Here is a 25,890-nt window from a genome sequence, read left to right on the forward strand (position 1 = left end):
GACGGGTTTTTTCATGACCCGGAGAAACCTATGGCAACTGCTTCCCAAGGGAATCTGCTGCTGGACCTTGGCAGCCTGGAACGGGCCTTGGATAAAGCACAGCGTATTACCGATCAAGGCATGCGCAGCATGCAGCGACGAGTCGAAGAGGCCGGCAAGAAAATAGCTGATGCCTTAGCCATTTCGTCTGCGTCTGCGTTGGACGCGACTTCCAGTGCCTTCGGCGATCTACGCAAGGCCTATGACCCGGCAGCCAAAGCAGCCGATGAATTTGTAAAAAGCCAGAGCGCCTTGAACGCACTGCTCCAGCAGAACAAGAGTGTTGGAGCCGAGTATGCCCAGTCTCTGGATAAACAGTGGTTACAAAGCGCAGCGCAGGCCCCGGCGAGCTACACCGACAAGGCGGGAATCAATTTTCCAGTTGGTGATGCTTACGGCCGGGTAACGCAGCAGAGCGCCGATTACGCGACAAAACTTGATGAATTGAAGGCCAAGCACAGCGAAACCACGCAACAGATCCAGAGCGATTATGGGCAGATGGGCGAGTTGCTCGATGGATGGAAGAATGGCGCGCAGTCCGCTTTTAGCGACTACATGAGTAGCGCCAACGACGTGGCAGGCAAGACCAAGGCCGTGTTTACCAGTGCCTTCCAACAAATGGATGAGGCGATCCTGCAGTTCGCCACCACGGGCAAATTCTCCTTTTCAGATTTTGCCAAGTCGGTGCTCAAGGACATGGCGATGCTGGCGGCAAAGACGGCGGCTTCCAGTGCGCTAAGTTCGTTGTTCGGCATGATCGGTTCTACGGTAAGTAGTCTTTTCCCCAGTGCTGCCCCAGCATCCCGCACCTTCACTGTGGGTGGTGTATCGAATGTGTTCACCCCGCAACTCGATGCTTCCGGTGTAACGCCGCCGGTGTTTTCTCATGCCAAAGGTGGGGTCTTTACTAACTCCGTGGCCATGGGGCCGACGCTTGCGCCAATGGCCCTTTTCGGTGAAGCCGGACCAGAAGCCATCATGCCTTTGAGTCGTGGCTCCGACGGTTCGCTGGGTGTTGTTGCGTTGGGCGGCGGACAGTCTGGCACCACCAGTAACCAGCAAGTGGTCATCCAGCAGACCATCAATGTGGCCGACGGTCAGGCTGGCGCTTCTGGGGCCGGCATGAACTCGCAGAACCTCGCCAATGCCTACGCCAGTGCCGCCAAGCAAGGCGCTGCCGAGCAGATCGCTCGTGACCTGAAACCGGGCGGCCAAATCTGGTCCGTCATCAACGGCCGCTGATTCCCAGCGGCCGCAACGGCTCACGCCCGGAGAAAAACATGACTATTGAAACATTCACCTGGGTACCCAAGGTGGAACCCGTGGGCAGCGTCGAGTTTCGTCTTAAATCTGCCCAGTTCGGTGATGGTTATCGGCAGGTGGCGCAGGACGGGATCAACAACAAGACCCAGTCCTGGCCACTGACCTTTGTCGGTGATGACAAGAAGATCAAGCCGATCATCGACTTCATCGACTCTCATCAAGGCGCCATGCCTTTTTACTGGACGCCGCCGCTGGGCGAGCAAGGGCTGTATCGCTGCAAGACCTATCAGCCCTCGCCGTTAGGGGCGGGGATCTATTCGCTCAGCGCAACTTTTGAACAGGCGTTTCATCCATGACTATCGATCCGATCAACATTGGCAGTGCACCCAACGATGGCAATGGCCAGAACCTGCGCTCGGGTGCCCAGACCATCAACGACAATTTTGTGGAGCTGGACAGCCGCACTGCCGCCGCGCAGGCCAAGGCTGACCAGGGTGTGACGGACGCCGCAGTCGCCAAGGCCAAAGCTGATGCGGCAGTTCCAGCCTCAGCCTTGGGCACGACTGTGGCGCAGTTGGTCAACGGAACGGTGCCAGCTTCGCAGTTACCTCGAGATGTGTTGGAGTTTCCAACACTGGCCGATTTTCCGGTGATGGGGGAGGTCGGCAAGATCTATATTGCGGTCAACGATGGTGAAAGTCTGAACAACCCCACGAAGCAATATCGATGGAGTGGTTCGGCATTTGTGTTGATCCCTTCATCACCAGGATCAACCGACCAGGTGGCGGAAGGAGCGACCAACCAGTATTTCACTGCGGCCCGGGTGCGCTCGACGTCGCTGGCGGGCATGGGGGAGCAGGTCAACGCTGCAATCGTGGCTAGCGATACGCTGCTGCAGGGCTTTGCCAAGGTGCAGGGCCAGCTCAACGCCAAGCTCGGCAAGAGTGAGACAGCGGCCGACTCGGACAAGCTCGCAGGCCAGCCTGCTGCTTTTTACAGCGCCACCATGAAGGGGGCGACAGCCTCCGCTGGCGGTGCAAAAGGCCTGGTTCCCGCTCCGCCTGTGTTGGAGACGGATAACGACCGCTTCCTGTGCAGTGATGGGACCTTCAAGGAAGTGGCCAGCGGCACCGGTTTGCCTGTGGGCTCGACCATTCCCTGGACCCTGCCGGTGGAGACGATTCCAGCCGGGTTCGTGGAGCGCTCCGGACAGCTTCTGCAGCGCGCCGTATGGCCTGGGTTGTGGGCCAAGGTCCAGGCTGCAGCAGTGGCGGACGATCAATGGAAGTCCAATGTCACCCTCCGCGGCTGCTATTCCCATGGCGATGGTTCCACGACCTTCCGGATGCCGGATGACAATGGCAAATACGACCAGCTTGGTGTGGGCGGGGTCACTTACCGGGGTTATGGGCTGAACTCGATGGGTGCGGTAGGGCGGCATCAGTCAGACCAAGTTCAAAGCATGAAGCATCGCACTCCTATAAATGGAGGAGGCTCCAACTCAGTTGGGCTGAACCCTGTATTTGGTGGAGATAACACTCAGAGCACACTGGTAGGAAATGTGACGGTAGCGACTGGCTGGGCTACTTACACCGGTGGGGTTGTATCAGATGGCTCCAATGGCCCACCCCGGGTTGGCTCAGAAACCCGCATGGCCAACTCCAGCGTAATCTGGATCACGATGGCTGCCGCTGCTGCGTCTGCACCTGGAGAGGTGAATGTTCCTGCCCTGGCCACTCAGGTGGACAACAGCGCCCAGCGGGTCACGAAGTTGGAAGGAGCAATCAATCCGATTAAGCCGTCCTGGATCAGCAATTGCCTGGTCAACAGCGTTTACGCCATCGTCAATGGAGTGCTGTGGTCCGCGTGTGGTGCTGCGACTGTATACGGCAACTTTCAAGCCGGCCGCGGACCTAACGCGTCTACTTCGCTCTATGGTCTGAATAACTTCAGTCGAGTAAGTATTCCCAGCACTTCTCCGGTAATAAAAGCAGGAGCTGCGGGTTACAACGGCTATGCACTTCTTGCCAACGGGGAACTCTGGGCTTGGGGCTATAACAACCTTGGACAGTTGGGGTTGGGACACGTGGCGGTAGCGCCGCTGCCCACGTTGTCGACAAGCGGTGTACTCGATATCTATTTTCATGAGACCAATTCTGGCCACAGTGTTGACGGAGGTAAGGCGCTCATTCGCAAAGCTGATGGCTTATATGCTGCTGGCTATAACGGGTATGGCCAGCTCGGTAGTGGTGACACCACCTTGCGAAACTCCTGGACCAAAGTTTGGGATGTTCTGACTCAAGGTGAGATCAAGTCGGTTTGGAACCTTGGCAGTCACTACGGGCGTACCTGGCTACAGACCTCCGACAATCGTTTGTTCTTTGCGGGGTATAACGGGCATGGGCAGGCCGGCGTTGCTGCTCCGGTTAACATCGTCTCCTTTACCGAGGTGACTGCTGCGTGGGGTGGGGCCGATGAAGTCGCCAAACTCTTGAGTATCAAAGGCGGCAGCGGGTGGGCTGACAGCGCCGCGAACGCTAGCGGATTCACTGTGATGTGGTTCACGGACTCGGTGCGTACTTGTGGCGTCAATACTTATGCTCAACTGGGCAGCGGTAATACCACCTCCCTGGCGACTCCCTTCAAGATCCCGCAGGCCTTTACTCAACTGAGCGTTTGCGGTGGCGGTGTGGGCAGTTGCTACGGTGTGGATGCAGATGGGGCGCTTTGGGTCTGGGGCTATAACGCCACCTCGCAGTTAGGCAATGGCAATGCGACCAATCTTCTAGTGCCCACCAAACATCCGACATTTGACGGAACGACCGCAGACCGTAAAGTCAGCAAAGTCATGACTCAAGATTTTGACCGGCCTTACTACAGTTACTGTTTCCCGATGTTTATCCGGAGCGCTGCAGGCAACGTGTACCACATGGGCGTTAATGGTTATGGCGACGGGGGACGCGGCGTTGTTGGGGGCCTTACCACTCCTACACTGGTAGCGCTGCCAAAGCTTGGCAACTCCGGGAAGCCCATCACCATCGACAATATTGGCTTTCTGAACACTACTCATGCCGCTACCGGGGCCTCGGTAGTCTATGCGATGGACAACGAAGGCATGATCTACGGCTGGGGGCATCAGGGCCAATACGGGGTGTACCTCTCGAACGCTGCGGTTGATTGCCTGGTTCCTTTGCAATTCAAGCCCAACTGGATGCTTTAAGCGCTACAGCATCTGCAATCACCGCTACCCGCTCCGAGCGGGTTTATTTTTGCCTGAGGAGTCACCATGCCGATCACGGCCGATATCCAGACCCTGGAGCCAGGCGCGTGGGTGGAGCTTTTTGAGCTCGACGCCACGAGTCTTGGTGCCGAGCTTTATCGTTTTCACGGTTACCCACAGCAGTCGTCGATCTTTTGGCAGGGACTGGAGTATTCCCCTTGGCCGATTCAGGCCGAGGGTTTTGAAATGTCCGGCCAGGGCTCGCAGCCGACGCCGACACTTTCGGTGGGTAACGTCGGTGGATTTATCACTGCCCTGGTGTTGTATTTCGAAGATTTGGTGGGGGCCCGGCTGATTCGTCACCGGACCCTCGGCAAGTACCTGGATGGCCAGCCCGAAGCGGATCCTGAAGAGGAACTGCCGCCGGATATCTGGTACGTCGAGCGCAAGTCATCCGAAGACAACGAGGTGGTGAAGTTCGAGTTGGCCAGCGCCCTGGACTTTAACGGCGTGCAGCTGCCGCGGCGGCAGATTGTCGCCAACGTCTGCTGGTGGCTGAGTTGTGGTGGCTATCGCGGGCCCTATTGCGGTTATAACGGCGGCCCGGTGGCGGATAGCAACGATGTGATTGTCACGGACGCCGCCAAGGACAAATGCGGTGGGCGCCTGAGCAGCTGCAAGCTGCGTTTCGGTGAAAACAATCCGCTGCCCTTTGGCTCATTTCCAGCGGCTGGGCTACTACGGAGCTGACCATGAACAAGGCAAACCTGGCGGCCATCGAGCGCCATGCCCTGGCCGAGTACCCCCATGAGTGTTGCGGGTTGCTGATTCGTGAGGCGCGCAAGCGCGTCTACGTGCCGTGTCGCAATACTGCTACCACGCCCAGCGAGCATTTTCGCTTGGCGCCCGAAGATTATGCGGCAGCGGAAGAGCGCGGCGAGGTGCTGGCAGTGATTCACAGCCACCCGGATTATCCGCCGGCGCCCAGCGAGGCGGATCGGGTGGCTTGTGAGGCGTCGGGCCTGCCCTGGCATATTCTTGAAGTGCGCAAGGGCGACGACGGCAAGGTGCGCAAGGGCGAGTGGGCGAGCCTGGTGCCCACCGGGTATCAAGCCCCCCTGATCGGCCGTGCCTTTGCCCACGGCATACATGATTGCTTGAGCATCATCCTGGATTACTACCGCCGGGAGCTGGGTATTGAGTTGGGAAGTTATCAGCGTGAAGACGGTTGGTGGGAGAAGGGCGGCAACCTTTACCTGCAACACCTGCCGCAGGCCGGTTTCGAGCGCGTCAGTGATTTGCGTCAGGGCGATGTGGTGCTGATGCAAATTCGCTCGCCAGTCCCCAATCACGCGGCGATCTACCTGGCTGATGGCATGCTCAAGAGCGAACCGCAACATTTTCCAGCCCCGGGCTCGATCCTCCATCACCTTTACGGACGTGACAGCAAGCGCGACACCTACGGCGGTTACTGGGACGAAGTTACGGTCAGCATCTGGCGGCATCGCCAGCTTATGGCGATGGCTTGAAACCCATCGCCTTTCCATGAGTTCAACCGAGGATCTTTGTTCCTGGGAGTGATGTGATGAATCAGCAAAAAATCAGGGTCATCCGTCTTTACGGGACCCTGGGAGCGCGCTTTGGCCGAGTGCACAGGCTGGCGGTGAGCAATGCCTCGGAAGCGGTACGTGCCTTGTGCATCCTGATTCCGGGGTTCGAGGCTTTCCTGATGGGGTCCAAGGACCGCGGGCTGACCTACTCGCTGTTTCTTGGCCGCGACAATATCGGTCACGACCGTTTGAACGCGCCCAGTGGCAACAGCGATATCCGTATTGCTCCGGTAGTGATCGGCAGTAAACGTTCGGGCGGGCTTCAAACCATTATCGGCGTTGCCTTGGTGGTAGCTGCTTCCTACTTTTCAGGGGGCATGTTTGCCGCCGGAGGCAGTTCGGCACTGATCGGTGGCAGCAGCACTACAGGCTGGACCATCGCGGCCAATATCGGAATTTCCATGGCCATGGGCGGGGTCATGCAGATGATGTCGCCGCAGCTAAAGGGCCTCGGTGCCATGGATCGCCCCGACAATCGTGCCAGCTACAGTTTCAACGGTGCGGTTAACACCAGTGCCCAAGGCAACCCGGTGGGGCTGTTATACGGTCAGTTGACTGTCGGCAGTTCGGTGATCAGTGCCGGGATTTATGCGCAGGATCAGCTCTGAACCAGGCTGTATCCGTCCTTTCCTTGAAGCCCGCCTCGGCGGGTTTTTTATTGCCAGGAGAACCCCATGGGCTTGGCCGTAGAACGACAAAAGATGCAAACCGTGCTGCTGTCAGGCTCCTTGGCGAGAATGTTCGGGCGTGAGCACAGGGTGTCCATCGCCGGCGGTTTCAAGGAAGTGATGGGGTACTTCCGGCAGTTTCCCGGCTTCGAGCGCTACATGGTGCAGAGTGCGGATAAAGGATTGCGATTCGCCGTGTTCAAAGGGCGGCACAACCTTTCCGAGACCGAGATTCATCAGCCCCTGGGCAAGGAAGTGATCCGTATCGCGCCGGTTCTAAGCGGCTCGAAGCGTGCTGGAGGTTTGCAGACCATTCTCGGGGCGGTGTTGATGGCAGTGGCTTACTTCAACCCCTTCGGTTACCTGACCGGCCCAGCCGCCTCGTTTTTGATGATGACTGGGGCGACCATGGCGATGGGGGGCGTCATGCAGATGCTGGCTCCGGTGCCAAAGGGGCTAGCCGCCCAGGACAGCCCGGAAAACCGCCCCAGCTACAGCTTCAATGGCCCGGTCAACACCAGCGTCCAGGGGAATCCGGTGGGATTGCTCTACGGCCAGTTGACCGTCGGTAGCGCCGTGATCAGCTCCGGCATCTACGCCGAAGACCAACTCTAACCCCTCCCGTCTTCAATCAGCCTGCCATTGCGTGGGCCTTATTTCGCCTGAAGGAAAGCCATGACTGACCTTATTCTCGCTGGCAGCAAAGGCGGCGGCTCCAAGCCCCGTCCCTCCGTGGAGGCGCCAGACAGCCTGCAAAGCACGGCTTACGCTCGGATTCTCGACCTCGTCAGCGAGGGCGAGATCGTGGGCTTGAAGAACGGCAAACGCTCGGTGTTTCTCAACGAGACGCCCCTGGCCAATGCTGACGGTAGCCTGAACTTCTCCGGGGTCAGCCTCGAAACCCGCAACGGCAGCCAGGACCAGACCTACATTCCGGGATTTCCGGCGGTGGAGAACGAGGCCTCGGTGGCGGTGGAGTTGCGCAGCGATCAGCCCTGGAGCAAGGCCATCACCAACCTGCAACTGTCGGCGGTGCGTATCCGCCTGGCAGTCTCGCGGCTGGCGCAGACCAATACCAGCAACGGTGATACCAACGGTTATACCGTTCGTTATGCCATTGACCTTTCCACTGATGGCGCTGCCTTCGTTGAAGTGCTGCAAGCGGCGTTCAGTGGCAAGACTTCGAGCAAATATGAGCGTTCCCATCGTGTCGATCTGCCTGCTGCTACCGCCGGCTGGACGGTTCGTGTGCGCCGCCTGACGCCGAATTCCACCAGCGGTGCGATTGCCGACACCACCAGTGTCGAATCCATCACCGATGTGATCGATGCCAAGTTGCGCTACCCAGGGTCGGCGATCATCGGCCTGCAATTCGATGCCTCGCAGTTCCAGTCGATCCCCACCCGCTCCTTTGAATTGCAGGGCCGGATCATCCGCGTGCCCAGCAACTATGACCCGTTGACCCGGGTTTACAGCGGCGTCTGGGATGGCACCTTCAAGTCGGCCTGGACCGACAACCCGGCCTGGATCTACTACGACCTGTTGTTGCACCCACGTTATGGCCTGGGGCATTTGCTCAACGCCGCCCAGGTGGACAAGTGGGAGCTGTACCGCATTGGCCAGTACTGCGACCAACCGGTCTCCGACGGCAAGGGCGGCACGGAGCCGCGCTTCACCTGCAACCTCTATCTGTCGGTCCGTGCCGATGCCCTAAAAGTGCTGCAGGACCTGGCGACCACCTTCCGCGGCATGGCTTATTGGGGCGCAGGCTCGGTGATGGCCGTGGCCGATATGCCGGAAGACCCGGTGTACACCTACAGCAATGCCAACGTGGTCGACGGCAAGTTCGTCTACGGTGGCTCGGCGAAAAAGACCCGCTACAGCGTAGCGCTGGTCAGCTGGAACGACCCGACGGACTTCTACCGGCAGAAGGTGCAGTACGTCGATGACCCGGAAGGCATTGCCCGCTACGGGGTACAACAGACCGAAATCACCGCCACCGGTTGCACCTCACAGGCTCAGGCCCAGCGCATTGGCAAATGGGCGCTGCTGACTAACCGCCTGGAAACCGAAAGCGTGAGTTTCTCCGTGGGCCTGGATGGCACCCTGGCCCGTCCGGGCCAGATCATCCGGGTAGCCGATAACGACAGGGCCGGGCGCAGAATTGGCGGTCGACTGCGCTCTGCGACTCTGGACACCCTGGTGCTCGATGCCGATGTGAAAGCCTATCCGGGTGACACCGTTACCCTGATCATGCCCACCGGCAAGGCCATCTCGCGCGTGATCAAGTCGGTGGGTTATCCGCTGACCTGGGACAGTACCGGAATCACTTGGGACAACGGGGATATCACCCTCGACACCACCGGGTTCCCGGCTGAAGTTCAACGTGTGGTACTGGGCACGGATCTGGATGAGCTGCCGCCAGTGCATTCGATGTGGGCGATCGACTCCTCGACCTTGGCTGTTCAGCAGTTTCGTGTGCTGTCAGTGGCTGAAGACTTCACTGATGACTCCATCAAGTACAGCATCAGTGCTGTCAAGCATGTCGCCAGCAAGTTTGAAGCGATTGATAACGGTGCACGAATTGAACGGCCGCCGGTGACGGTGATTCCGCCAAGTGTACAGGCACCACCAGAAGCGGTCCGGGTCAGTAATGATCACTTTGTCGATCAAGGCAGTGCGGTCAATGTCATGACCATAGACTGGGTTCGACCGAGCAACGCTGTTGCCTTTGAGGCTTATTGGCGCAAGAACGACGGCGAGTGGGTATTCGCCGGGCGTACGGGAAGTAACTCGATAGAAGTCTCGGGTATCTACGCTGGGCGTTATGTGGCCAAGGTCCGGGCGATCAACGTGTTGGATATCGGATCGGTTTTTTCGACCTCACAAGAAACTGTATTGAATGGAAAAACGACTCTGCCCCCGGCTGTGTCTTCCTTGACGGCGCAATCGTTGGTGTTTGCGATCAAAGTGAAATGGTCTATTCCCGAGGAACTCAGTACGGCAGATCTGCAGCGAACAGAAATTTGGTACAGCAAGACGAACGATCTCTCAACGGCCACCAAGTTTGGTGATTATGCCTATCCGCAAACCGACTTGACCGTAATGGGCTTGGCTGCAGGTACTTCATTTTTCTTCTGGGCAAGATTGGTCGATCGTATTGGTAACGTGGGCGCCTACTCGAAGTCGGTAATGGGGCAATCGAGCAGTGATGCAGGGCCGATCCTGGAATACCTGACGGATAAGATCAGTGAAACGCAGTTGAGCAAGGCACTGCTGGAGAAGGTTGAAACCGGTGGTGGTTCGGCGATCGAGTTAAAAGCCGTGAAGGATGAGTTGGCGGCGATGTATAGCATCAAGACTCAAATGACCGTGGATGGAAAACCCTATTTGGCTGGCATTGGGGTTGGGGTAGAAAACGATAAAGGTGTCGTTACCAGTCAAGTGTTAATTGCGGCGAGCCGATTTGCAATTGTTGACCCCAATGTTGGAGAGGTTTTCTATCCGTTCGTCGTGCAAGATAATAACGTGTTTATTGATAGTGCCTTTATTAGAAATGGTTCTATTACGAACGCCCAGATTGGAGAGTATATACAATCAACCAATTACGTTGCTGGGCAGACAGGCTGGCGCTTGGATAAGTCTGGCGGTATTGAGTTTAATGGCGAGGTGGCAGGCGGTGGCCGGCTTTTTATTAATAATCAATCGCTACAGATATTTTACAGCTCTGGAAAGATTTGTTTGCGAGCGGGTATTTGGTAATGGCTGCTGGCATAGAGGTTTATAGCCCCGATGGGGTTTTATGCATGGATGGGACAGGCCGCTATGCTCGAATAATTGATATTGTAGTCATGGCGGTGGCCGGGTACTCAGGCAGTCGCACGTACAATGATATTTCCGAGAACGATCTGGACTTCGCTTATTTTCAGGGCGGAAACGCTGTAGTAAGTGTCTCCAAGACTGGGAGAACTATTAGCTGGGGAATCGCTGATAGTTATTACTTTGGCGCATTTTCAGGTGCTGCTATGTTGATTGTGGTGTCTTACTGATGATTGGGTTCGAGGCGTTTAACGAGCAGGGTTTTAAAGTCGCCGGGAGTGATTATCCTAATTTGGTTCTTTATGGGAAAGGCACTCTATATCTCTCGGCTTATAGTATTTTAGGGAGTGGATTTGAAGGTGTTAACAATATTGGATGCGCAGCACTTCCCAATGATGGAGCCACTTTAAGGTTTTATCGCTCTGCAATTCCAGTTGTTGAAAATAGAGGTGCTCTGTGGGGGAGTGCTCCAGGGTATGCGGTTGAGTACTATTCGTTCGGTCCTGTTCGAGCATCAGCCGGGCAGGGGTTAGAAGTTATGGGGGAGGATGGCAGTTTAAAATTCTCGACCTCAACTCCGTTTCTTAATCTCGCGGGTGTTTTTATTGATGGCAATGGTCCAAGCCAGAGCGGGTATTCAATACAGACATCCTTCAATCAGCCGGGACGTACCTACGCCGCGACGTTAGCGAATGGTCATTGTTTCTTTCAATTGGTTCGCCCTTTGGGACGCCCTTATAACGCGAGTTATGAATATCAGCGTATGGCCTGTTTATCCCCGGCTGGCGTTTATAGTTCGGCGATGGTAGGCACGTTGTTTTGGACTCATCCCTGGGCAAAAGAGCGTGTCCAGAAGTATCCAAACGGCGGTTTACCGCAGCGGATGTTGGTTGCTGATGTAACAGGTCTTTGAATCATTGATTCCTCTTGATCTATTTCAAGTTCTCATTCAGCCCGCCCCCAGCGGGCTTTTTATTGCCCGGTGACCCCATGAAAATCACCCCCATCTCCACCCAGCTCCGCACTCACTGCCCCAACCTCACCAACCGCATCGCTGTCGGCATCGACCTGCCTTTCCTGGAGACCGATCCCTCGCTGCAGCTCCCTGCGGCGTATATCGCGCCCCTGACCGATGTGGCGAGTCGCAGTGCGGCGCAGAACGCTAACCGTCAAATCATCCGCGATCGCTTCGAAGTGCTGCTGGTGCTTGACGCCACCGACGCTACAAAAGCGCTGGACCTCATGCACGACCTGCGCGCCGAAGTCTGGCGGGCCCTGGTCGGTTTCAAACCCGGCCTCGACTACAACCCCATCGAATACGACGGCGGCGAGCTGGTGTCGCTCAGTGCCACCCGCTTGCTCTACCGCCTGCACTTTTTCGCTGAGTTCCAGCTGGGTCGCAACCTGCCCAGCCAGCCGGCGGAAACCTGGCATGAACGTGAACTCGACGGCTTGCCGTCTTTTACCGGGGTTACGGTGCGGGTCGATGCCATCGATCCGGCCGACCCCAATCTGCAACGTCCGGGGCCCGACGGGCGTCTGGAGCTGACTTTTTCAGGAGACGTAACCCCATGACTAAACGCATCACTGTGCTGCCGGCCGCTGGCCGCGCGGTGCCGGACCCGGAAGCGGGCGATCTGTTGCCTGTCACCGGCCGTGAAGTACCGGACAACGCCTGGTGGCGTCGACGTCTGGCCGATGGCGATATCACCAGCAAAGCCGTGAAAGCGGCGAAATCACAAGGAGCCAAATAATGGCGATCGGTTTCAGTAATATCCCTGCGGACATTCGTGTACCGCTGTTCTACGCCGAGATGGACAATTCGGCAGCCAATAGTGCTTCGTCGTCCATGCGCCGCCTGATCGTGGCCCAGGTCAACGACAACACCACCAGCACCGAAGTCGGCAGCCTGGTGCTGGTATCCAGTGTGGCCCTGGCGAAAAGCATCGGCGGCACTGGTTCGATGCTCGCCGCCATGTACGAAACCTGGCGCAAGACCGACCCGGTCGGCGAGATCTGGTGCCTGCCGCTGCACAGCACCGAGGGCAGCATGGCCAAGGCCGAGCTGAAGCTCACCGGCGCGGCGACCCAGAGCGGCTTGCTCAATCTGTATGTCGGCGGTGTGCGGGTGCAGGCCTCGATCGTCACCGGCGCCACGGCCACTCAGGCCGCCGCGGCGCTGGCGCTTAAGATCAACGCCGCGGTCGATCTGCCGGTCACGGCGGCTGCCGTTGATGGCACCGTCACCCTGAGCGCCAAGTGGACCGGCGACACGGGCAATGACATCAGCCTGCAACTCAATCGCCTGGGCAAGAGCAATGGCGAGGAAACCCCGGCCGGCCTGTCGCTGACCCTGGGCAAGATGGCCGGCGGCACCGGTGTGCCGGATCAGGTCGCGGCATTGGCGGCGTTGGGCGACGAGCCTTTCGAATTTATCTGCATGCCCTGGACCGACACCTCGACCCTCAACGCCTGGCAAGCGGTCATGGATGACAGCACCGGTCGCTGGTCCTGGGCCAAGCAACTGTTCGGCCATGTCTACAGCGCCAAGCGCGGCACCGTCGGCACGCTGGTAGCAGCGGGCCAGGCGCGTAATGACCAGCACATGACCATCCAGGCCCTGGAAGCCGGCGTGCCGCAACCGGTGTGGGTGCAAGCCGCCGCCCTGGCTGCGCGGACCTCGGTGTTTATCTCTGCCGACGCCAGCCGTCCGACTCAAAGTGGCAGCCTGCCGGGTGTCGATCCGGCGCCGGCCAGCGAGCGTTTCACCCTGACCGAGCGTCAGTCGCTGCTCAACTACGGCATCGCCACCGCCTATTACGAAGGCGGTTACGTGCGGATCCAGCGTTCGATCACCACCTACCAGAAAAACGCCTACGGCCAGGCCGACAACTCCTACCTGGACAGCGAAACCATGCACCAGTCGGCGTTTATCGTGCGTCGCCTGCAAAGCGTGATCACCAGCAAATATGGGCGACACAAGCTGGCTTCCGATGGCACCCGCTTTGGCGCCGGGCAACCGATCGTGACCCCGAGCACCATCCGCGGCGAATTGATTGCCCAGTACGCCAAGCTGGAAATGGAAGGCCACGTGGAGAACGCCGAGCTGTTCGCCGAGCACCTGATCGTCGAGCGCGACGTGCAGGACCCGAGCCGGGTCAACGTGCTGTTCCCGCCGGACTACATCAATGGCCTGCGGGTGTTCGCGCTGCTCAACCAGTTCCGCCTGCAGTACGACGCGGCGGCCTGAATCGGGCCTGTTGCATAGCGTTTTTTCAGCCCGCCTCGAGCGGGCTTATTTTTTCGGAGAAATATCATGGGTCAACTGATTGCAGGCACCTGCTACGTCAAAGTGGACGGCGCGCAACTGACCATCAACGGCGGCTGCGAAGCACCGCTGATGGCCGTCAAGCGGGAAACCGTGGTCCCGGGCTTCTACAAGGAAACCGACCTCACCCCGTCGTTCAAAGTCACCGCGCTGCACACCCCGGACTTCCCGCTCAAGCAGCTGATTGCCGGTTCCGACATGACCGTCACCTGCGAGTTCGCCAACGGCAAGGTCTACGTGCTGGCCGGTGCCTACCTGGTGGACGAACCGGTGGCCAAGGGCGATGACGCCACCATCGAGCTGAGCTTCGAAGGGCAGAAGGGGACCTGGCAATGAGCAGCCTGGTGAAGCTGCAAGTGCCGATCGAAGCTCACGGCGAGCCGTTGCTGGAACTCACCCTGCGCCGGCCGACGGTGCAGGAAGTGCGCACGATCAAGGCGCTGCCGTACAAGATCGACAAGGGTGAGGAAGTCAGCCTGGACATGGACGTCGCGGCCAAATACATCGCGGTCTGCGCCGGCATTCCGCCGTCCTCGGTCAACCAACTGGACCTGGCTGACCTCAATGCCTTGAGCTGGGCGGTGGCGAGTTTTTTCATGAGTGCGGCATCGCAGCCATCGCCGACCTGATCGCTGTCGCCTATGACCTGGCCTGGTTCTGGAAGGTAGACCCCGAACAGATGCTGGCCAGGCCACTGGATGTGCTCCGGGAATCCCTGGAGCACGCGCAACGGATCAATGCGATGCAGCAGGTGCAGTGATGGCAGACACACAAACCGTAGAAAAGAAATCGGTGCTGCTCAGCGGCATCGATGAGCTGTCCCCCAAACTCGCTTCTCTTCAGGGCAAGGTCGACACGTTCAAGAAGAACCTTGAGCAGACGGGGCTGGGCAAGCTGGATATCAGCGGTCTGTTCAAGGGCGGCAGCCTGATGACGCCGTTCGTGGAGGGGATCAAGGCCTGCGATGCATTCAAGGGCAAGTTGGCCGAGGTCGGCGATTCGGCCAGCGGTACCGATATGCCGGGCGCTGCGCAAAACATGAATGTGTTCAGCCAGTCGATGGGCAAGGTTTCAGCCGCCATCGATGCGGCATTGTTGCCGGCCGTAGGTGCACTGGTGGTGGGCCTGGAGCCCATGCTTAACAGCGTGGGCAGCCTGCTCAACGACAACCCGGCGCTGGTTGAAGGGTTGGCTGCTGGCGCCATTGCTTTCTCGGCGATGCAGACGGCGGTCACCGGGGCGACTCAGGTGTTTGGCCTGATGAGCACAGTGCTCAGTGCCTCCCCTGTGATGTTGATCGCCATGGGCATCGCCCTGGCCGCCGGTTTGATCGTGGCCAACTGGACTCCGATTTCAGGCTTTTTTGTCAGCCTCTGGGAGGGCGTCAAAAGCGCCGCGGCGACGGCGATGGATGTGCTGAGCACAGTGTTCAGCTGGACTCCGCTGGGCATGGTGATTAACAACTGGGGCTCGATCACGGCGTTTTTTTCCAGTCTGTGGGACGGGATCAAAGCGCTGGCGGGCTCGGTTGTCGATTTCCTGAAGGCGGTGTTTTCCTGGTCGCCGTTGGGGTTGGTCATGGATAACTGGAGCGGCCTGACCGGCTTGTTTTCGGCGATCTGGGATCTGCTCAAGGCGTTGACGGTGCCGGTCATGGCGTTTCTCAAGGGGCTGTTCGATTGGTCGCCGTTGGGCATGATCATTAACAACTGGGGGGCGATCACCGGGTTCTTTGCCTCGATCTGGGCAGCGTTGCAACCGGCTGCCCAAGTGATCAAGACCTTCTTCGGTCTGCTGTTCGATTTTTCTCCGCTGGGGATGATCATCAACAACTGGGGGGCTATTGGCGTTTTCTTCAGTTCGATCTGGGCGGGCCTGCAATCGGCGGCTCAAGTCATCAAGGACTTCTTCGGCCTGTTGTTCGATTTTTCTCCTCTGGGGATGGTCATCAACAATTGGGGAGCCATCGGCGATTACTTCAGTTCGATCTGGGCTGCGTTGCAACCGCCGGCCGAGGCCGTCAAGGCGTTCTTCGGCACGCTGTTCGACTGGTCGCCCCTGGGGATGGTGATCAATAACTGGGAGCCGATCACCGAGTGGTTCGTGGGATTGTGGCAACGACTCCAGGACGTGATCGCACCGATCAAAGAGCTGTTTGAGGGCGGGTTCGCCGGGGTGATCGCCAATGTCACCGGCAAGGTTGAAGGCCTCACCGAGGCACAAAGAACCATCAATGCCGCGGGCAACGGGCTGGCTTCAATGCAGGGCGGCGCGCTGACGCAAAACTCCAGTGCGCTGATCCAGCAAACCGCCGCCAATAACCGTACTCAACTCGAAGGCGGCTTGATGGTGAGCTTTGCCAACGCCCCTGCCGGCCTACGCGTCGACCAAGCCCAAACCAACCAGCCAGGCCTGACCGTGGCCTCCACCGTCGGCTATCGCTCGCTTTCCCTGGGAGGTTCCAATGTCTGATTCCTGGCGTGATCGTTTATTGCCGGCGTCGTTTCGCGGCGTGGCGTTTTGGGTGGATCAGGCGAAAACCCCGGTCGGCCAAAAGGGCCAGTTGCACGAATACCCACAACGCGACCAGCCGTTTTTCGAGGGCTTGGGGCAGCAGGCGAAGATCCATGACCTGACGGCATTTATCGTCGGCGCCGATTGCCTGGAGCAGCGCGACAAACTGCTCAAGGCCCTGGAGGAGGGCGCCGGTGAGCTGGTGCACCCGTGGCTGGGGAGGATGCAGGTCAAGGTCGGCGAGTGCGAGATGACCCAGACCCGCCAGGACGGCGGACTGGTGACCTTCAGCCTGAAGTTTTACCCGGATCAGCCGCTGCGCTTTCCCTCGGCAGCGGTCAACACCCAGCAGCAGTTGCTGGTGGCCTCCGACAGCCTGCTGGGTTCGGCGGTGAGCCGTTTTGAAGAAGCGGTCAGCCTGATCAAGGCGGTGAGGATCGGGGTCAAGGAGCTGCGCGACAGCCTCAAGGACGTCTATCAGGTGATCGAGCATGAGTTCAAGCAAGTGCTCGACACCTACCGCGACCTCAGCCTGCTGGTGCGTTCGATCAAGGAACTGCCGCGTGAAGTCAGCGCCGAGTTCGAAGGCCTGCTGGGGGATATCCGCGAGCTCAAGGATTTCGCCCGGGAGGGCTATCGCGGAATTCTGGCCAATGCTTCGCAGCAGGTCGAGGCGGCGAAGCAGATCGATACGCCCAGACTCACCACTGGCAAGGACACCACGGCAGCAGCCCAGGCCATGGCCAACCTGGTGCAGGACGCACTGCTGGTGAAGCTGGGCTACAAGGTGGCGCAGATGCCGGTGGCGACGCCGGTGGTCAAGCTCAACTCCACGCCGGCCGTCGGGCAGCAGGCGGTACAACCGGTGCAGCGTCTTGAGGTGCCGGTGGCCGACGATGTGCTGACCCTGCGCGATGCCCTGAATGAGGTGATCTGGGGCGCGGCGCTGAAGGCCGATGCCCGGCACTACGAAGTGCTCAACGCACTGCGCCAGCAGTTGTTCGGCCACCTGACCTCGGTGGCGTCGTCCGGGGTGCGCCTGATTACCTTGTCGCCCACGCAGAGCCAACCGGCTCTGGTCCTGGCCTATCAGCGTTTTGCCGATGCGACGCGGGTCGGCGAAGTGATCCAGCGCAATGGCGCGGCGCACCCCGGGTTCCTGCCGGCCAAAGACCTTAAAGTCGCCCGGGAGTAAGCCATGACCGAACTACAGAATACCGTGACCCTGACCGTTGACGGCCTGGATTACAGCGGCTGGAAAAACGTGGAAATCGTTGCCGATCTGGAGCGTCAGTTTCGCACCTTCAGCATGAACATCACCTGGCAGTGGCCGGGGCAGGACCAGCAGGTGCGGATCAAGCCCGGCGCGCGCTGCCAGGTGCGTATCGGCTGCGACCTGGTACTCACCGGGCACGTGTACAAGGCGCCCATCAGTTACGACGGCAAGCAAATCAGCCTGAGTATCCAGGGCAGTTCGCTGACCCAGGACCTGGTGGATTGCGCCGCCATCAATCGCCCCAGCCAATGGCGCGAGCAGGACCTGCTGAACATTGTTCGCGCTCTGGCCCAGCCTTATGGGGTGACCGTGCGCAGCGAAATCCCTGCCACCAGCAAGTTGCACACCCACAGCATCGTCCCGGGGGAAACGGTGTTCGCTTCCATCGACCGCTTGCTGACCCTGTACCGGGTGTTTTCCACCGACGATGTCGAGGGCGCGTTGCTGTTGGCGGCACCGGGTAGCGGCGGGCGCGCGAGTGATGTGCTGGAGCTGGGCAAGAACATCCTGTCGGCGAATGCAGCGATGGATTTCTCCGCGGTGTTTTCCGAGTACAGGGTGATCGGCCAGCACAAGGGCAGCGACCAGAAAAGCGGCAGCGCGGTCAGTGAAGTGTCCGGTGTGGCGAGCGATGCGCAGACCACCCGCAAGCGGGTCACGGTGATCAGCGAGGCGGCGCAACTGACCCCGGAGCTGGCCCAGCAACGGGCCGACTGGGAAAGCGCCACCCGCCAGGGCAAGGCGCTGACCACCACCTACAGCGTGCAAGGTTGGCGTCAGGCCAATGGCGACCTGTGGCGTCATAACTGCCTGGTACGGGTGATCGACAAGGTGCTCGGCTTCGATCAGGAGATGCTGATCTCCAAGGTCACTTACTCGCTGTCCGAGCGCGGCTCCATCACCACCCTGCAAGTGGCGCCGCCCCCTACCTTCGACGCCAACCCGTTGCCGACCAAACGCTGACCCCGGGCCCGATTGAGCGCTATAGACGCCGCTTGCCGGCATTGGCGCTCCATCGGTTCTGCTCAGCATCCATGGCCAGCCCATCGGCTTCTCACCCGCGGCGACCTGCTGCAAAGGATTCCACCATGAGCCTACTGACACGCCTGTTGGCGCGCGGCACCGTCGTGCTCGCCAACTCGGCCAATAAACTGCAATCGCTGCAAATGCGCCTGACCGCCGGTGAGGTGAGCGATGACATGGAGCATTTCGAACCCTACGGCTTTACCAGCAACCCCCTGGCCGGCGCCGAAGGCATCGCCACCTTTCTCGGCGGCGACCGTTCCCATGCCGTGGTGCTGGTGGTCGCCGATCGTCGCTACCGGCTCAAGGCCCTGGCCGAGGGCGAGGTGGCGATCTACACCGACGAGGGCGACAAGATCCACTTCAAGCGCGGGCGGATCATCGACATCGACACCGCGACCCTGAACATCCGCGCCAGCAGTGCGGTAAATATCGACACGCCGACCCTGACCCAGAGCGGCCAGATCGTCTCCCAGGGCGACCAGATCGCAGGCGGCATCAGCCAGATCCAGCACGTGCACTCTGGTGTGCAGCCGGGCCCGGGGCAGACCGGCATGCCGGTGGGGGGCTGAGTATGTTGACCTCTCTGAACCTGAAAGCCGCGCTGACCCGGTCGGTGCTGATCAGCCTGTTTACCTGGCGCCGCGCCGCCGATGACGACGCCCTCGATGACGACGAGCGTTTCGGCTGGTGGGGCGACAGCTTTCCCAGTGTCGCCGACGACCGTATCGGCTCGCGCCTGTGGTTGCTACGGCGGGTCAAGCTGACCCGGCAGACCCAGCTCGACGCTGAATTCTATGCCCGCGAAGCCCTGCAATGGCTGATCGACGACGGCCATTGCAGCGCCATCGACATCATCAGCGAACGCCTCGACGCCCAGCGCCTGAACCTGCGCACGGTGCTGACCCTGGCCGATGGCGAGCGCTTGGACATCAACCCCACTCACAGTTGGCAGGTGACCTATGCCGTTTGAAACGCCTTCGCTGCCGGTGCTGATCAAGCGCACCCAAAGCGACCTGGCCAGCGATGCGCTGCGCCAGTCCGATGCGCAAGTGCTGGCCCGCACCCTCAGCGGCGCCGCCTTTGGCCTGTATGGCTACCTGGATTGGATCGCCGAGCAGATCCTGCCGGACAAGGCCGATGAGTCGACCCTGGAACGCATCGCCGCGCTGCGCCTGAACCAGCCGCGCAAAGCGGCCCAGGCCGGCAGTGGCAGTGTCAGCTTCAGTGCCGTGGCCGGTGCCGTGCTGGATGTCGATACCCTGCTGCAAAGCAGTGACGGCCGCAGTTACAAAGTGACCGCGGCGCGCACCACCAGCGCCGGCCTGAACAGCACCAGCATCCAGGCCGTGGACGCCGGCACCCTGGGCAATGCCGAAGAGGGCCTGAGCCTGATTCCGGTGCAGCCGATCCAGGGCATCGGCAACAGCTTCACGGTGCTGGCACCGGGCGTCAGTGGCGGCGTGGCCGAGGAAAGCCTTGAGTCGCTGCGGGCTCGGGTGATTCGTTCGTACCGCATCATTCCCCATGGCGGCGCCGCTGACGACTACGAGACCTGGGCCCTGGAGTGCGCCGGGATCACCCGGGCCTGGTGCCGCCGCAACTACCTGGGCCCGGGTACCGTCGGCCTGTTTGTGATGCGCGACGACGACCCGCAGCCGATCCCCAATGCCGAGCAACTGGCGCAGGTTCAGGCCTACATCGAACCGCTGCGCCCGGTGACCGCCGAGCTCTATGTGCTGGCGCCGGTGATGCAACCTGTGACCTACAGGCTGCGCCTGACCCCCGACACCAGCGCCGTGCGCGCCGCCGTCGAGGCTGAATTGCGCGACCTGCACAGCCGCGAAGCCGGGCTTGGCGAAAGCCTGCTGCTGACCCACATCAGCGAGGCCATCAGCAGTGCCACCGGCGAGCGCGATCACCGGTTGCTGGCGCCCACCCAGGATGTGCCCGCGGCCAACAACCAACTGTTGGTGTTCGGAGGTTGTGTATGGCTGGAATAAGAAGCGCCGCGCAATACCAGGGCCAACTGCGCAGCCTGCTGCCCAGCGGCCCGGCCTGGGACCCGGAGCGCCTGCCGGAATTGCAGCAGGTGCTGCAAGGCGTGGCCCAGGAACTGGCGCGCATCGACGCCCGCGCCGTCGACCTGCAAAACGAAATGGACCCGGCGAGCGTCAGCGAACTGGTGCCGGATTGGGAAAAGGTCATGAACCTGCCCGACCCCTGCCTGGGCCTGACCCCGCTGTTCGACGACCGCCGCCTGGCGGTGCGCCGCCGCTTGTTGGCCGTCGGCAGCCAGCGCGCCAGCTACTTCGTCGAAATCGCCCGCAGCCAGGGCTACCCCAACGCCAGCGTCACTGAATTGCGCACCCCGCGCATGGGTCGCTCGCGTTTTGGCGACGCGCACTTCGGCACCTGGCAGGCGCATTTCATGTGGACCCTCAACACCGGCGGCCGACTGCTGCTGGGCCGGCGCTTCGGCGCCAGCTACTGGGGAGAACGTTTTGGCACCAACCCGGGCAGCGCCCTGGAATGCCTGATTCATCGCAGTGCACCGGCGCATACGCAGGTGTACATCAACTATGACTAGAGATTAGAAAACGAGTGGATTTTCCAAAAAGTGTACCCAGCGTAGGGCTGGTGAATGGCAAGTTTGTTGATGAAAACCCGGTCACCGGCCAGGTCGGCTCGCTGATTTCCTCCGAGTGGGGCAATGCCGTGACCGACGAGTTGCTGAACGTGATTCGCGCAGGGGGTGAGCAACCCTCCGAGGCGGATCACGACCAGCTGCTGGCCGCGATCAAAACCATCGTCAAAGACTCCATCCCCCCGGAAAAAATCAGAACCACGCTGGCGCAATACGGGATCACCGACGCCTACACCAAGTCGGTGACCTACACCAAGGCCGAGATCGAGGCCCTGCTCAAGAACATGTCGGCCTTGCCGGTCGGCGCCATGGTACCGTTCCCCAAGGGCAGCGTGCCGCCGGGGTTTCTTGAAGTGGATGGCAGTGTGCAAAGCATTGCGGCGTTGCCGGATCTGGCGGCGTATCTGGGCACGACGTTCAACACGGGGGGCGAAGGGGCGGGGAATTTCCGTTTGCCGGAGTCGCGTGGGGAGTTTTTGCGGGGGTGGGATCATGGTCGCGGTGTTGACGCCGGCCGCTCGATTGGTAGTTCTCAGGCTGACGAGTTCAGGAACCATACACATGTGAACTCGCCGGCAATTATGCTGAATTCGACCCCCGGTACCGGCGGTAACGGATGGATAGCAGGCAATCAAGGTCAGGTAGCGGTGACGGGAGCCGCTGGCGGCATTGAAACCCGTCCACGCAACGTGGCAGTGATGTGGTGCATCAAAGCCTGGAACGCGCCGATCAATCAGGGAAATATCGATATCGCCACGCTGGCGGCAGAGGTGCAAAGGCTCAAGAACCTCTCGGGTGCCCCCTACAAAGGGCTCTGCGTTTCTGCTAGCGGAACCAACGCGCTGATCTCGGTCAAGGCCCGCAGTTTGATCGTGGGCAGCGGCGGTGCCGCTCAGGCCTTGAACGGCGTGGATTTGAGTATCAATCTTCAGACCACTGGACTGGATGGCCTGGATACAGGCGCGCTGGCAGCGTCCAGTTGCTACAGCACCTGGGTTGTCACCAACGGCACCCGAGTCGCGGGGATTGCAGCGCTGATGCCGCTTATCTCGTGCTCCACCACGGCGGGTTCAGCGATTGTCACCGGTATTTCCAGCACCGCGTCGATGCGCCCGGGCATGCCGTTTGGCGGGGTGAATTTTGCGCCGGGGGCTTTTATCAAGTCCGTGGACTCGGCGGGGCAGATTACGGCCAGCATGCCTGCGACCGCGACTAGTGCGAGCACTACGCTGCGTTTTGTGTATGAGCCGGTCTTGCCTGCTGATTATGTGGCTGTGCGGGTGAATGCATTTTTTACCGATTCGACGTCGAAATTCCCATTAGCGTTCGCCCAGGTCGGTTGCCGCCTCCAGTACAGACTGGCAGCAGGTTCGAATATGACGGTTTACCCGCGCATGGCTGCTCAAACATCAGGAGTCCTAGGTGTGTGGACTGCGATTTCGACTGATGCATTTGTCCCTCCTACTGCATCCTCTATTGTGGGTTTTGTTGCTTCTATTGCAGGATCCAATAGCGGGAATATTTCGGTAGCCCCCAATAATTTAACAACGCCGGGTGCTGTGCCGACGTTTGTCAATCCTATGCCAATGAGCATCACCGCAAATAGTCTAGCAGGCTCCTTTCCATTCGTTTTTATGCTTGAAGGATCTCACATCTATTGGTGTGGAGGAGGCGGTAATAACTACAACGTACTGGCTTGTCAGGGCTGGGAGGACACTCTATGAGTAAGTATGCAGTTCGAAACGACGGTCATGGTTGGAGGGCTGTTGGCGGCCCAGACGATATTGCTGCCGATGAGTGGTATTGCACGGCCTTTCCACCGGATCCGGTCCCTGTCCTTCCGAGCAGTAAGGAACTGAGTGTCGATGCTAAGGCCGCGCGTGACAAGTTGCTGGCTATCGCCGCTAACCGTATGGGGCCTTTACAAGACGCAATCGATACGGAAAGTGCTACTGAGGAAGAAGTAGAAAGGTTGCTCAGGTGGAAGCGCTACCGGATTGCGCTTAACCGAATCGAGAAACAGGAGAAGTTTCCAGTGGATGTGGAATGGCCAATGTCCCCAGACCAGCTCAAGTGACTTTATCGATTTGACTTAAGCCTGCCATCTTTTTCTTCCGCATCGTTGTTAAGTTCCAAGTATGCCGGTGTCGATTTGATACTGGTTATAACTCTTATCCCAATCGTTGAAAGCTCGGTAATTGAAGCCTCCCGTCGCGCTACACATAGCGGAGTGAATCCTGTCAGTTAGCAATGTACGGACGTCAGTCGCCGAGTAAAACGCTGCAACCCGAATTATCTGATTTATGGCACTGCGTCGAACTTTGATCGGCGCATATCAATGATAACCAAAGGACAGACGAATGGATTACCCGAAGAGTGTGCCCAGCGTTGGGCTGGTGAATGGCAAGTTTGTCGACGAGAACCCGATCACGGGCCAGGTCGGATCACTGATTTCCTCCGAGTGGGGCAACGCGGTGACCGATGAGTTGCTGAACGTGATTCGTGCCGGCGGCGATGAGCCGGTCGAGGCCGAGCATGACCAGCTATTGGCGGCGATCAAGGCGATCGTCAAAGACTCCATTCCACCGGAAAAGATCAGGACGACATTGGCGGCGTACGGGATTACCGATGCTTACACCAAGTCGGTGACCTACACCAAAGCAGAGATCGAGGCACTGCTGAAGAACATGTCGGCGTTGCCGGTGGGAGCCATGGTGCCGTTTCCCAAAGGGACGGTGCCGGCGGGGTTCCTGGAGGTGGATGGCAGTGTGCAGAGCATTGCGGCGTTGCCGGATCTGGCGGCGTATTTGGGGACTGCGTTCAACAAAGGCGATGAGGGGGGCGGAAACTTCCGCCTGCCGGATTCTCGGGGCGAGTTTGTGCGTGGTTGGGATCATGGGCGTGGAGTAGATCTTGGCCGGGCTATTGGCAGTTGGCAGGCTGACGAAGTCAAGTCGCACACGCACTCGATCAGTAACCAGTCTACATACGGAAGCGGCAGTTCTTCGGGGCCGCAGCATCAAAGCGCGAAGGTTGGGGACTTGGCGACGCCGACAAATCCTTCAGGTGGAAATGAAACCCGTCCGCGCAACCTGGCAGTGATGTGGTGCATCAAAGCCTGGAACGCCCCTATCAATCAGGGCCAGGTCGATGTAGCGGCGCTAGTGTTGGAGATGCAGAAGCTTCGAGCATTGTCCGGTTTTGGCGGCCATAAAGGATTGGTAGTTTCCGCTACTGGCACCAATGCGATTATCTCCGTCAAGGCTACAGGCCTTATTGTTGGAAGTGGCGCCACCGCGCAGGCCTTGAATGGCGTAGATGTGAACATCAACCTTCAAACACCGGGATTGAATGGTCTTGATGTTGGCTCACTGGCGGCTTCAAGTTGGTATAGCTCATGGGTTGTGACAAATGGCGCTCAAGTGGCAGGTATTGCTGCGCTGATGCCGGTTATTCAGGGTACTACTACTGCTGGTTCTTCAGTGGTTACGGGCATTGCCAGCACAAGCTCAATGCGTCCGGGAATGCGTTTTGGTGGAACGAGTTTCCCGTCAGGTGCATTTATAAAGACTGTGGATTCTGAGGGGCAGATTACTGTCAGCGTAGTTGCGAATGCTACTGCCGCGAATAGCGTTTTGCGTTTTGTTTATGATCCAGTTTTACCTGCTGGATTTGTCGCTGTTCGTGTGGGGGCGTTTCTTACAGACTCAACGGCTAATAGGTATCCGCTTAGGTTTTTTCAGAATGGGAAAACTGCAGAGTATGCAAAGCTTTCAGCAACTAACGTTGCGGAGTTCCCGATTGCCGCCAGCGGTGGGACTGGTTGGGTAATGACCGCAATTAGTTTGGCGGCATTTGTACCGCCAACCGCGACCACTGTGAAAGTTGTAGCTGCATTGACTACGTCAGAAGCGTATTCCGATATTTCTGTAGCCCCTGTAGTTGGCTACGCAAACAATGATTACTCAGGCATAAATGGTCCTTCGCTTTTTGGCTATCTCTCAGGTGGCTTTCAAGCAAATGTGATGCTTCAGAATATGGGTATGGCTTGGAACTCCAGAGCTGCAAACGGAAAGATAATTATTCTTGGATGGGAAGATAGCTTATGAGCGGCTATGCAGTTAGAAATGATGGCCAAGGATGGCGTGCAGTTGATGGGAAAGATGATGTGGGCGTTGATGAGTGGTATTGCCTAGATAATCCTCCTGATCCGGTTTCACTACCGCTCACTTTTAAAGAGTTGGAAATGAAGGCCAAGGATGAACGAGATAAGCTTCTCGTCATCGCTGCAAACCGAATGGGGCCATTGCAGGACGCCGTTGACATCGACAACGCCACAGTTGATGAACTTGAATATCTGAAACTCTGGAAGTTGTACCGTATCGCCCTGAACCGGATCGATAAACAGGATGGCTTTCCCCAGGTGATTGATTGGCCGGTCCCACCCGACGAAACTCCAAACCTCTAAGCGACCCGTACTGAC

Annotated in this window: 26 protein-coding genes; all 26 read left to right on the forward strand. The window is 59.0% G+C overall.

The features are described 5' to 3' along the window. Positions 1 to 30 precede the first annotated feature (30 nt). The 26 genes from JFU57_RS13950 (at position 31) to JFU57_RS14075 (ending at position 25,875) form a co-directional block, all read left to right on the forward strand. A complete protein-coding gene (locus tag JFU57_RS13950; RefSeq protein ID WP_201129651.1) occupies positions 31 to 1,281 on the forward strand; it encodes a phage tail tape measure protein in 1,251 nt (416 codons plus the stop codon). Positions 1,282 to 1,319: 38 nt separating this feature from the next. After that, positions 1,320 to 1,658, forward strand: coding sequence for a phage tail protein (locus JFU57_RS13955; RefSeq protein WP_201129652.1), 339 nt, complete (start codon positions 1,320 to 1,322; stop codon positions 1,656 to 1,658). After that, complete coding sequence (locus JFU57_RS13960; protein ID WP_201129653.1) at positions 1,655 to 4,522, forward strand: RCC1 domain-containing protein; 2,868 nt, start codon at positions 1,655 to 1,657, stop codon at positions 4,520 to 4,522. Before JFU57_RS13955 ends, JFU57_RS13960 begins: the two co-directional genes overlap by 4 nt. Before the next feature lie 66 nt (positions 4,523 to 4,588). Continuing rightward, positions 4,589 to 5,272: a phage minor tail protein L gene (locus JFU57_RS13965; protein WP_201129654.1), complete on the forward strand. Its 684-nt coding sequence runs from the start codon at positions 4,589 to 4,591 to the stop codon at positions 5,270 to 5,272. Between the two features lie 2 nt (positions 5,273 to 5,274). Beyond that, positions 5,275 to 6,051, forward strand: coding sequence for a C40 family peptidase (locus tag JFU57_RS13970; RefSeq protein WP_201129656.1), 777 nt, complete (start codon positions 5,275 to 5,277; stop codon positions 6,049 to 6,051). Between the two features lie 56 nt (positions 6,052 to 6,107). Next, on the forward strand, positions 6,108 to 6,740 hold the full coding sequence (locus tag JFU57_RS13975; RefSeq protein ID WP_201129658.1) for a tail assembly protein: 633 nt from the start codon (positions 6,108 to 6,110) through the stop codon (positions 6,738 to 6,740). A 66-nt stretch (positions 6,741 to 6,806) separates the two neighbouring features. Then, positions 6,807 to 7,415 carry a tail assembly protein gene (locus JFU57_RS13980; protein WP_201129659.1) on the forward strand — a complete coding sequence of 203 codons (609 nt, stop codon included), beginning with the start codon at positions 6,807 to 6,809 and terminating at the stop codon, positions 7,413 to 7,415. Positions 7,416 to 7,475: 60 nt separating this feature from the next. Next, positions 7,476 to 10,562, forward strand: coding sequence for a host specificity protein J (locus JFU57_RS13985; protein WP_201129662.1), 3,087 nt, complete (start codon positions 7,476 to 7,478; stop codon positions 10,560 to 10,562). After that, the gene (locus JFU57_RS13990) at positions 10,562 to 10,849 is read left to right on the forward strand and encodes a hypothetical protein (protein WP_201129664.1); all 288 of its coding nucleotides are present in this window, start codon (positions 10,562 to 10,564) and stop codon (positions 10,847 to 10,849) included. Before JFU57_RS13985 ends, JFU57_RS13990 begins: the two co-directional genes overlap by 1 nt. Further along, positions 10,849 to 11,532, forward strand: a complete 684-nt coding sequence (locus tag JFU57_RS13995) for a hypothetical protein (protein WP_201129666.1) — start codon at positions 10,849 to 10,851, stop codon at positions 11,530 to 11,532. The genes JFU57_RS13990 and JFU57_RS13995 overlap by 1 nt, the downstream gene beginning before the upstream one ends. Before the next feature lie 77 nt (positions 11,533 to 11,609). Beyond that, positions 11,610 to 12,194: a phage tail terminator protein gene (locus JFU57_RS14000; RefSeq protein ID WP_201129668.1), complete on the forward strand. Its 585-nt coding sequence runs from the start codon at positions 11,610 to 11,612 to the stop codon at positions 12,192 to 12,194. Further along, positions 12,191 to 12,373 carry a DUF2635 domain-containing protein gene (locus JFU57_RS14005; protein WP_078470101.1) on the forward strand — a complete coding sequence of 61 codons (183 nt, stop codon included), beginning with the start codon at positions 12,191 to 12,193 and terminating at the stop codon, positions 12,371 to 12,373. The genes JFU57_RS14000 and JFU57_RS14005 overlap by 4 nt, the downstream gene beginning before the upstream one ends. After that, positions 12,373 to 13,869: a phage tail sheath subtilisin-like domain-containing protein gene (locus JFU57_RS14010; protein ID WP_201129670.1), complete on the forward strand. Its 1,497-nt coding sequence runs from the start codon at positions 12,373 to 12,375 to the stop codon at positions 13,867 to 13,869. The genes JFU57_RS14005 and JFU57_RS14010 overlap by 1 nt, the downstream gene beginning before the upstream one ends. A 66-nt stretch (positions 13,870 to 13,935) precedes the next feature. Next, on the forward strand, positions 13,936 to 14,283 hold the full coding sequence (locus JFU57_RS14015) for a phage tail tube protein (RefSeq protein WP_020296570.1): 348 nt from the start codon (positions 13,936 to 13,938) through the stop codon (positions 14,281 to 14,283). Beyond that, positions 14,280 to 14,576, forward strand: a complete 297-nt coding sequence (locus tag JFU57_RS14020) for a phage tail assembly protein (RefSeq protein ID WP_078470103.1) — start codon at positions 14,280 to 14,282, stop codon at positions 14,574 to 14,576. The genes JFU57_RS14015 and JFU57_RS14020 overlap by 4 nt, the downstream gene beginning before the upstream one ends. 130 nt (positions 14,577 to 14,706) lie before the next feature. Continuing rightward, positions 14,707 to 16,419, forward strand: a complete 1,713-nt coding sequence (locus tag JFU57_RS14025) for a phage tail protein (protein ID WP_201129672.1) — start codon at positions 14,707 to 14,709, stop codon at positions 16,417 to 16,419. Further along, positions 16,412 to 17,656, forward strand: a complete 1,245-nt coding sequence (locus tag JFU57_RS14030; protein ID WP_201129674.1) for a DNA circularization protein — start codon at positions 16,412 to 16,414, stop codon at positions 17,654 to 17,656. Before JFU57_RS14025 ends, JFU57_RS14030 begins: the two co-directional genes overlap by 8 nt. 3 nt (positions 17,657 to 17,659) lie before the next feature. Continuing rightward, the gene (locus tag JFU57_RS14035; protein ID WP_201129676.1) at positions 17,660 to 18,700 is read left to right on the forward strand and encodes a phage baseplate assembly protein; all 1,041 of its coding nucleotides are present in this window, start codon (positions 17,660 to 17,662) and stop codon (positions 18,698 to 18,700) included. Between the two features lie 125 nt (positions 18,701 to 18,825). Then, complete coding sequence (locus tag JFU57_RS14040; RefSeq protein ID WP_078470107.1) at positions 18,826 to 19,332, forward strand: phage baseplate assembly protein V; 507 nt, start codon at positions 18,826 to 18,828, stop codon at positions 19,330 to 19,332. Positions 19,333 to 19,334: 2 nt separating this feature from the next. Then, positions 19,335 to 19,733 carry a phage GP46 family protein gene (locus JFU57_RS14045; RefSeq protein ID WP_020296564.1) on the forward strand — a complete coding sequence of 133 codons (399 nt, stop codon included), beginning with the start codon at positions 19,335 to 19,337 and terminating at the stop codon, positions 19,731 to 19,733. Further along, positions 19,723 to 20,763, forward strand: a complete 1,041-nt coding sequence (locus tag JFU57_RS14050; protein WP_201129678.1) for a baseplate J/gp47 family protein — start codon at positions 19,723 to 19,725, stop codon at positions 20,761 to 20,763. The genes JFU57_RS14045 and JFU57_RS14050 overlap by 11 nt, the downstream gene beginning before the upstream one ends. Beyond that, positions 20,751 to 21,350, forward strand: a complete 600-nt coding sequence (locus JFU57_RS14055) for a YmfQ family protein (protein ID WP_201129680.1) — start codon at positions 20,751 to 20,753, stop codon at positions 21,348 to 21,350. Before JFU57_RS14050 ends, JFU57_RS14055 begins: the two co-directional genes overlap by 13 nt. 14 nt (positions 21,351 to 21,364) lie before the next feature. After that, the gene (locus JFU57_RS14060) at positions 21,365 to 23,131 is read left to right on the forward strand and encodes a phage tail protein (protein ID WP_342032567.1); all 1,767 of its coding nucleotides are present in this window, start codon (positions 21,365 to 21,367) and stop codon (positions 23,129 to 23,131) included. After that, entirely contained in the window at positions 23,128 to 23,484 is a 357-nt protein-coding gene (locus tag JFU57_RS14065; protein WP_207202191.1) for a tail fiber assembly protein, read from the forward strand. The genes JFU57_RS14060 and JFU57_RS14065 overlap by 4 nt, the downstream gene beginning before the upstream one ends. 283 nt (positions 23,485 to 23,767) lie before the next feature. Beyond that, positions 23,768 to 25,516 (forward strand): phage tail protein, encoded by a 1,749-nt coding sequence (locus tag JFU57_RS14070; RefSeq protein WP_201129682.1) that lies wholly within the window; start codon positions 23,768 to 23,770, stop codon positions 25,514 to 25,516. Beyond that, on the forward strand, positions 25,513 to 25,875 hold the full coding sequence (locus tag JFU57_RS14075) for a tail fiber assembly protein (RefSeq protein WP_201129684.1): 363 nt from the start codon (positions 25,513 to 25,515) through the stop codon (positions 25,873 to 25,875). Before JFU57_RS14070 ends, JFU57_RS14075 begins: the two co-directional genes overlap by 4 nt. Positions 25,876 to 25,890 lie beyond the last annotated feature (15 nt).

This window comes from Pseudomonas sp. TH07 (assembly GCF_016651285.1).
Lineage (GTDB): Bacteria > Pseudomonadota > Gammaproteobacteria > Pseudomonadales > Pseudomonadaceae > Aquipseudomonas.

Coding starts and splice junctions, on each gene's coding strand:
- JFU57_RS13950 (WP_201129651.1), top strand. CDS start 31: ATGGCAACTGCTTCCCAAGGGAATCTGCTGCTGGACCTTGGCAGCCTG.
- JFU57_RS13955 (WP_201129652.1), top strand. CDS start 1,320: ATGACTATTGAAACATTCACCTGGGTACCCAAGGTGGAACCCGTGGGC.
- JFU57_RS13960 (WP_201129653.1), top strand. CDS start 1,655: ATGACTATCGATCCGATCAACATTGGCAGTGCACCCAACGATGGCAAT.
- JFU57_RS13965 (WP_201129654.1), top strand. CDS start 4,589: ATGCCGATCACGGCCGATATCCAGACCCTGGAGCCAGGCGCGTGGGTG.
- JFU57_RS13970 (WP_201129656.1), top strand. CDS start 5,275: ATGAACAAGGCAAACCTGGCGGCCATCGAGCGCCATGCCCTGGCCGAG.
- JFU57_RS13975 (WP_201129658.1), top strand. CDS start 6,108: ATGAATCAGCAAAAAATCAGGGTCATCCGTCTTTACGGGACCCTGGGA.
- JFU57_RS13980 (WP_201129659.1), top strand. CDS start 6,807: ATGGGCTTGGCCGTAGAACGACAAAAGATGCAAACCGTGCTGCTGTCA.
- JFU57_RS13985 (WP_201129662.1), top strand. CDS start 7,476: ATGACTGACCTTATTCTCGCTGGCAGCAAAGGCGGCGGCTCCAAGCCC.
- JFU57_RS13990 (WP_201129664.1), top strand. CDS start 10,562: ATGGCTGCTGGCATAGAGGTTTATAGCCCCGATGGGGTTTTATGCATG.
- JFU57_RS13995 (WP_201129666.1), top strand. CDS start 10,849: ATGATTGGGTTCGAGGCGTTTAACGAGCAGGGTTTTAAAGTCGCCGGG.
- JFU57_RS14000 (WP_201129668.1), top strand. CDS start 11,610: ATGAAAATCACCCCCATCTCCACCCAGCTCCGCACTCACTGCCCCAAC.
- JFU57_RS14005 (WP_078470101.1), top strand. CDS start 12,191: ATGACTAAACGCATCACTGTGCTGCCGGCCGCTGGCCGCGCGGTGCCG.
- JFU57_RS14010 (WP_201129670.1), top strand. CDS start 12,373: ATGGCGATCGGTTTCAGTAATATCCCTGCGGACATTCGTGTACCGCTG.
- JFU57_RS14015 (WP_020296570.1), top strand. CDS start 13,936: ATGGGTCAACTGATTGCAGGCACCTGCTACGTCAAAGTGGACGGCGCG.
- JFU57_RS14020 (WP_078470103.1), top strand. CDS start 14,280: ATGAGCAGCCTGGTGAAGCTGCAAGTGCCGATCGAAGCTCACGGCGAG.
- JFU57_RS14025 (WP_201129672.1), top strand. CDS start 14,707: ATGGCAGACACACAAACCGTAGAAAAGAAATCGGTGCTGCTCAGCGGC.
- JFU57_RS14030 (WP_201129674.1), top strand. CDS start 16,412: ATGTCTGATTCCTGGCGTGATCGTTTATTGCCGGCGTCGTTTCGCGGC.
- JFU57_RS14035 (WP_201129676.1), top strand. CDS start 17,660: ATGACCGAACTACAGAATACCGTGACCCTGACCGTTGACGGCCTGGAT.
- JFU57_RS14040 (WP_078470107.1), top strand. CDS start 18,826: ATGAGCCTACTGACACGCCTGTTGGCGCGCGGCACCGTCGTGCTCGCC.
- JFU57_RS14045 (WP_020296564.1), top strand. CDS start 19,335: ATGTTGACCTCTCTGAACCTGAAAGCCGCGCTGACCCGGTCGGTGCTG.
- JFU57_RS14050 (WP_201129678.1), top strand. CDS start 19,723: ATGCCGTTTGAAACGCCTTCGCTGCCGGTGCTGATCAAGCGCACCCAA.
- JFU57_RS14055 (WP_201129680.1), top strand. CDS start 20,751: ATGGCTGGAATAAGAAGCGCCGCGCAATACCAGGGCCAACTGCGCAGC.
- JFU57_RS14065 (WP_207202191.1), top strand. CDS start 23,128: ATGAGTAAGTATGCAGTTCGAAACGACGGTCATGGTTGGAGGGCTGTT.
- JFU57_RS14070 (WP_201129682.1), top strand. CDS start 23,768: ATGGATTACCCGAAGAGTGTGCCCAGCGTTGGGCTGGTGAATGGCAAG.
- JFU57_RS14075 (WP_201129684.1), top strand. CDS start 25,513: ATGAGCGGCTATGCAGTTAGAAATGATGGCCAAGGATGGCGTGCAGTT.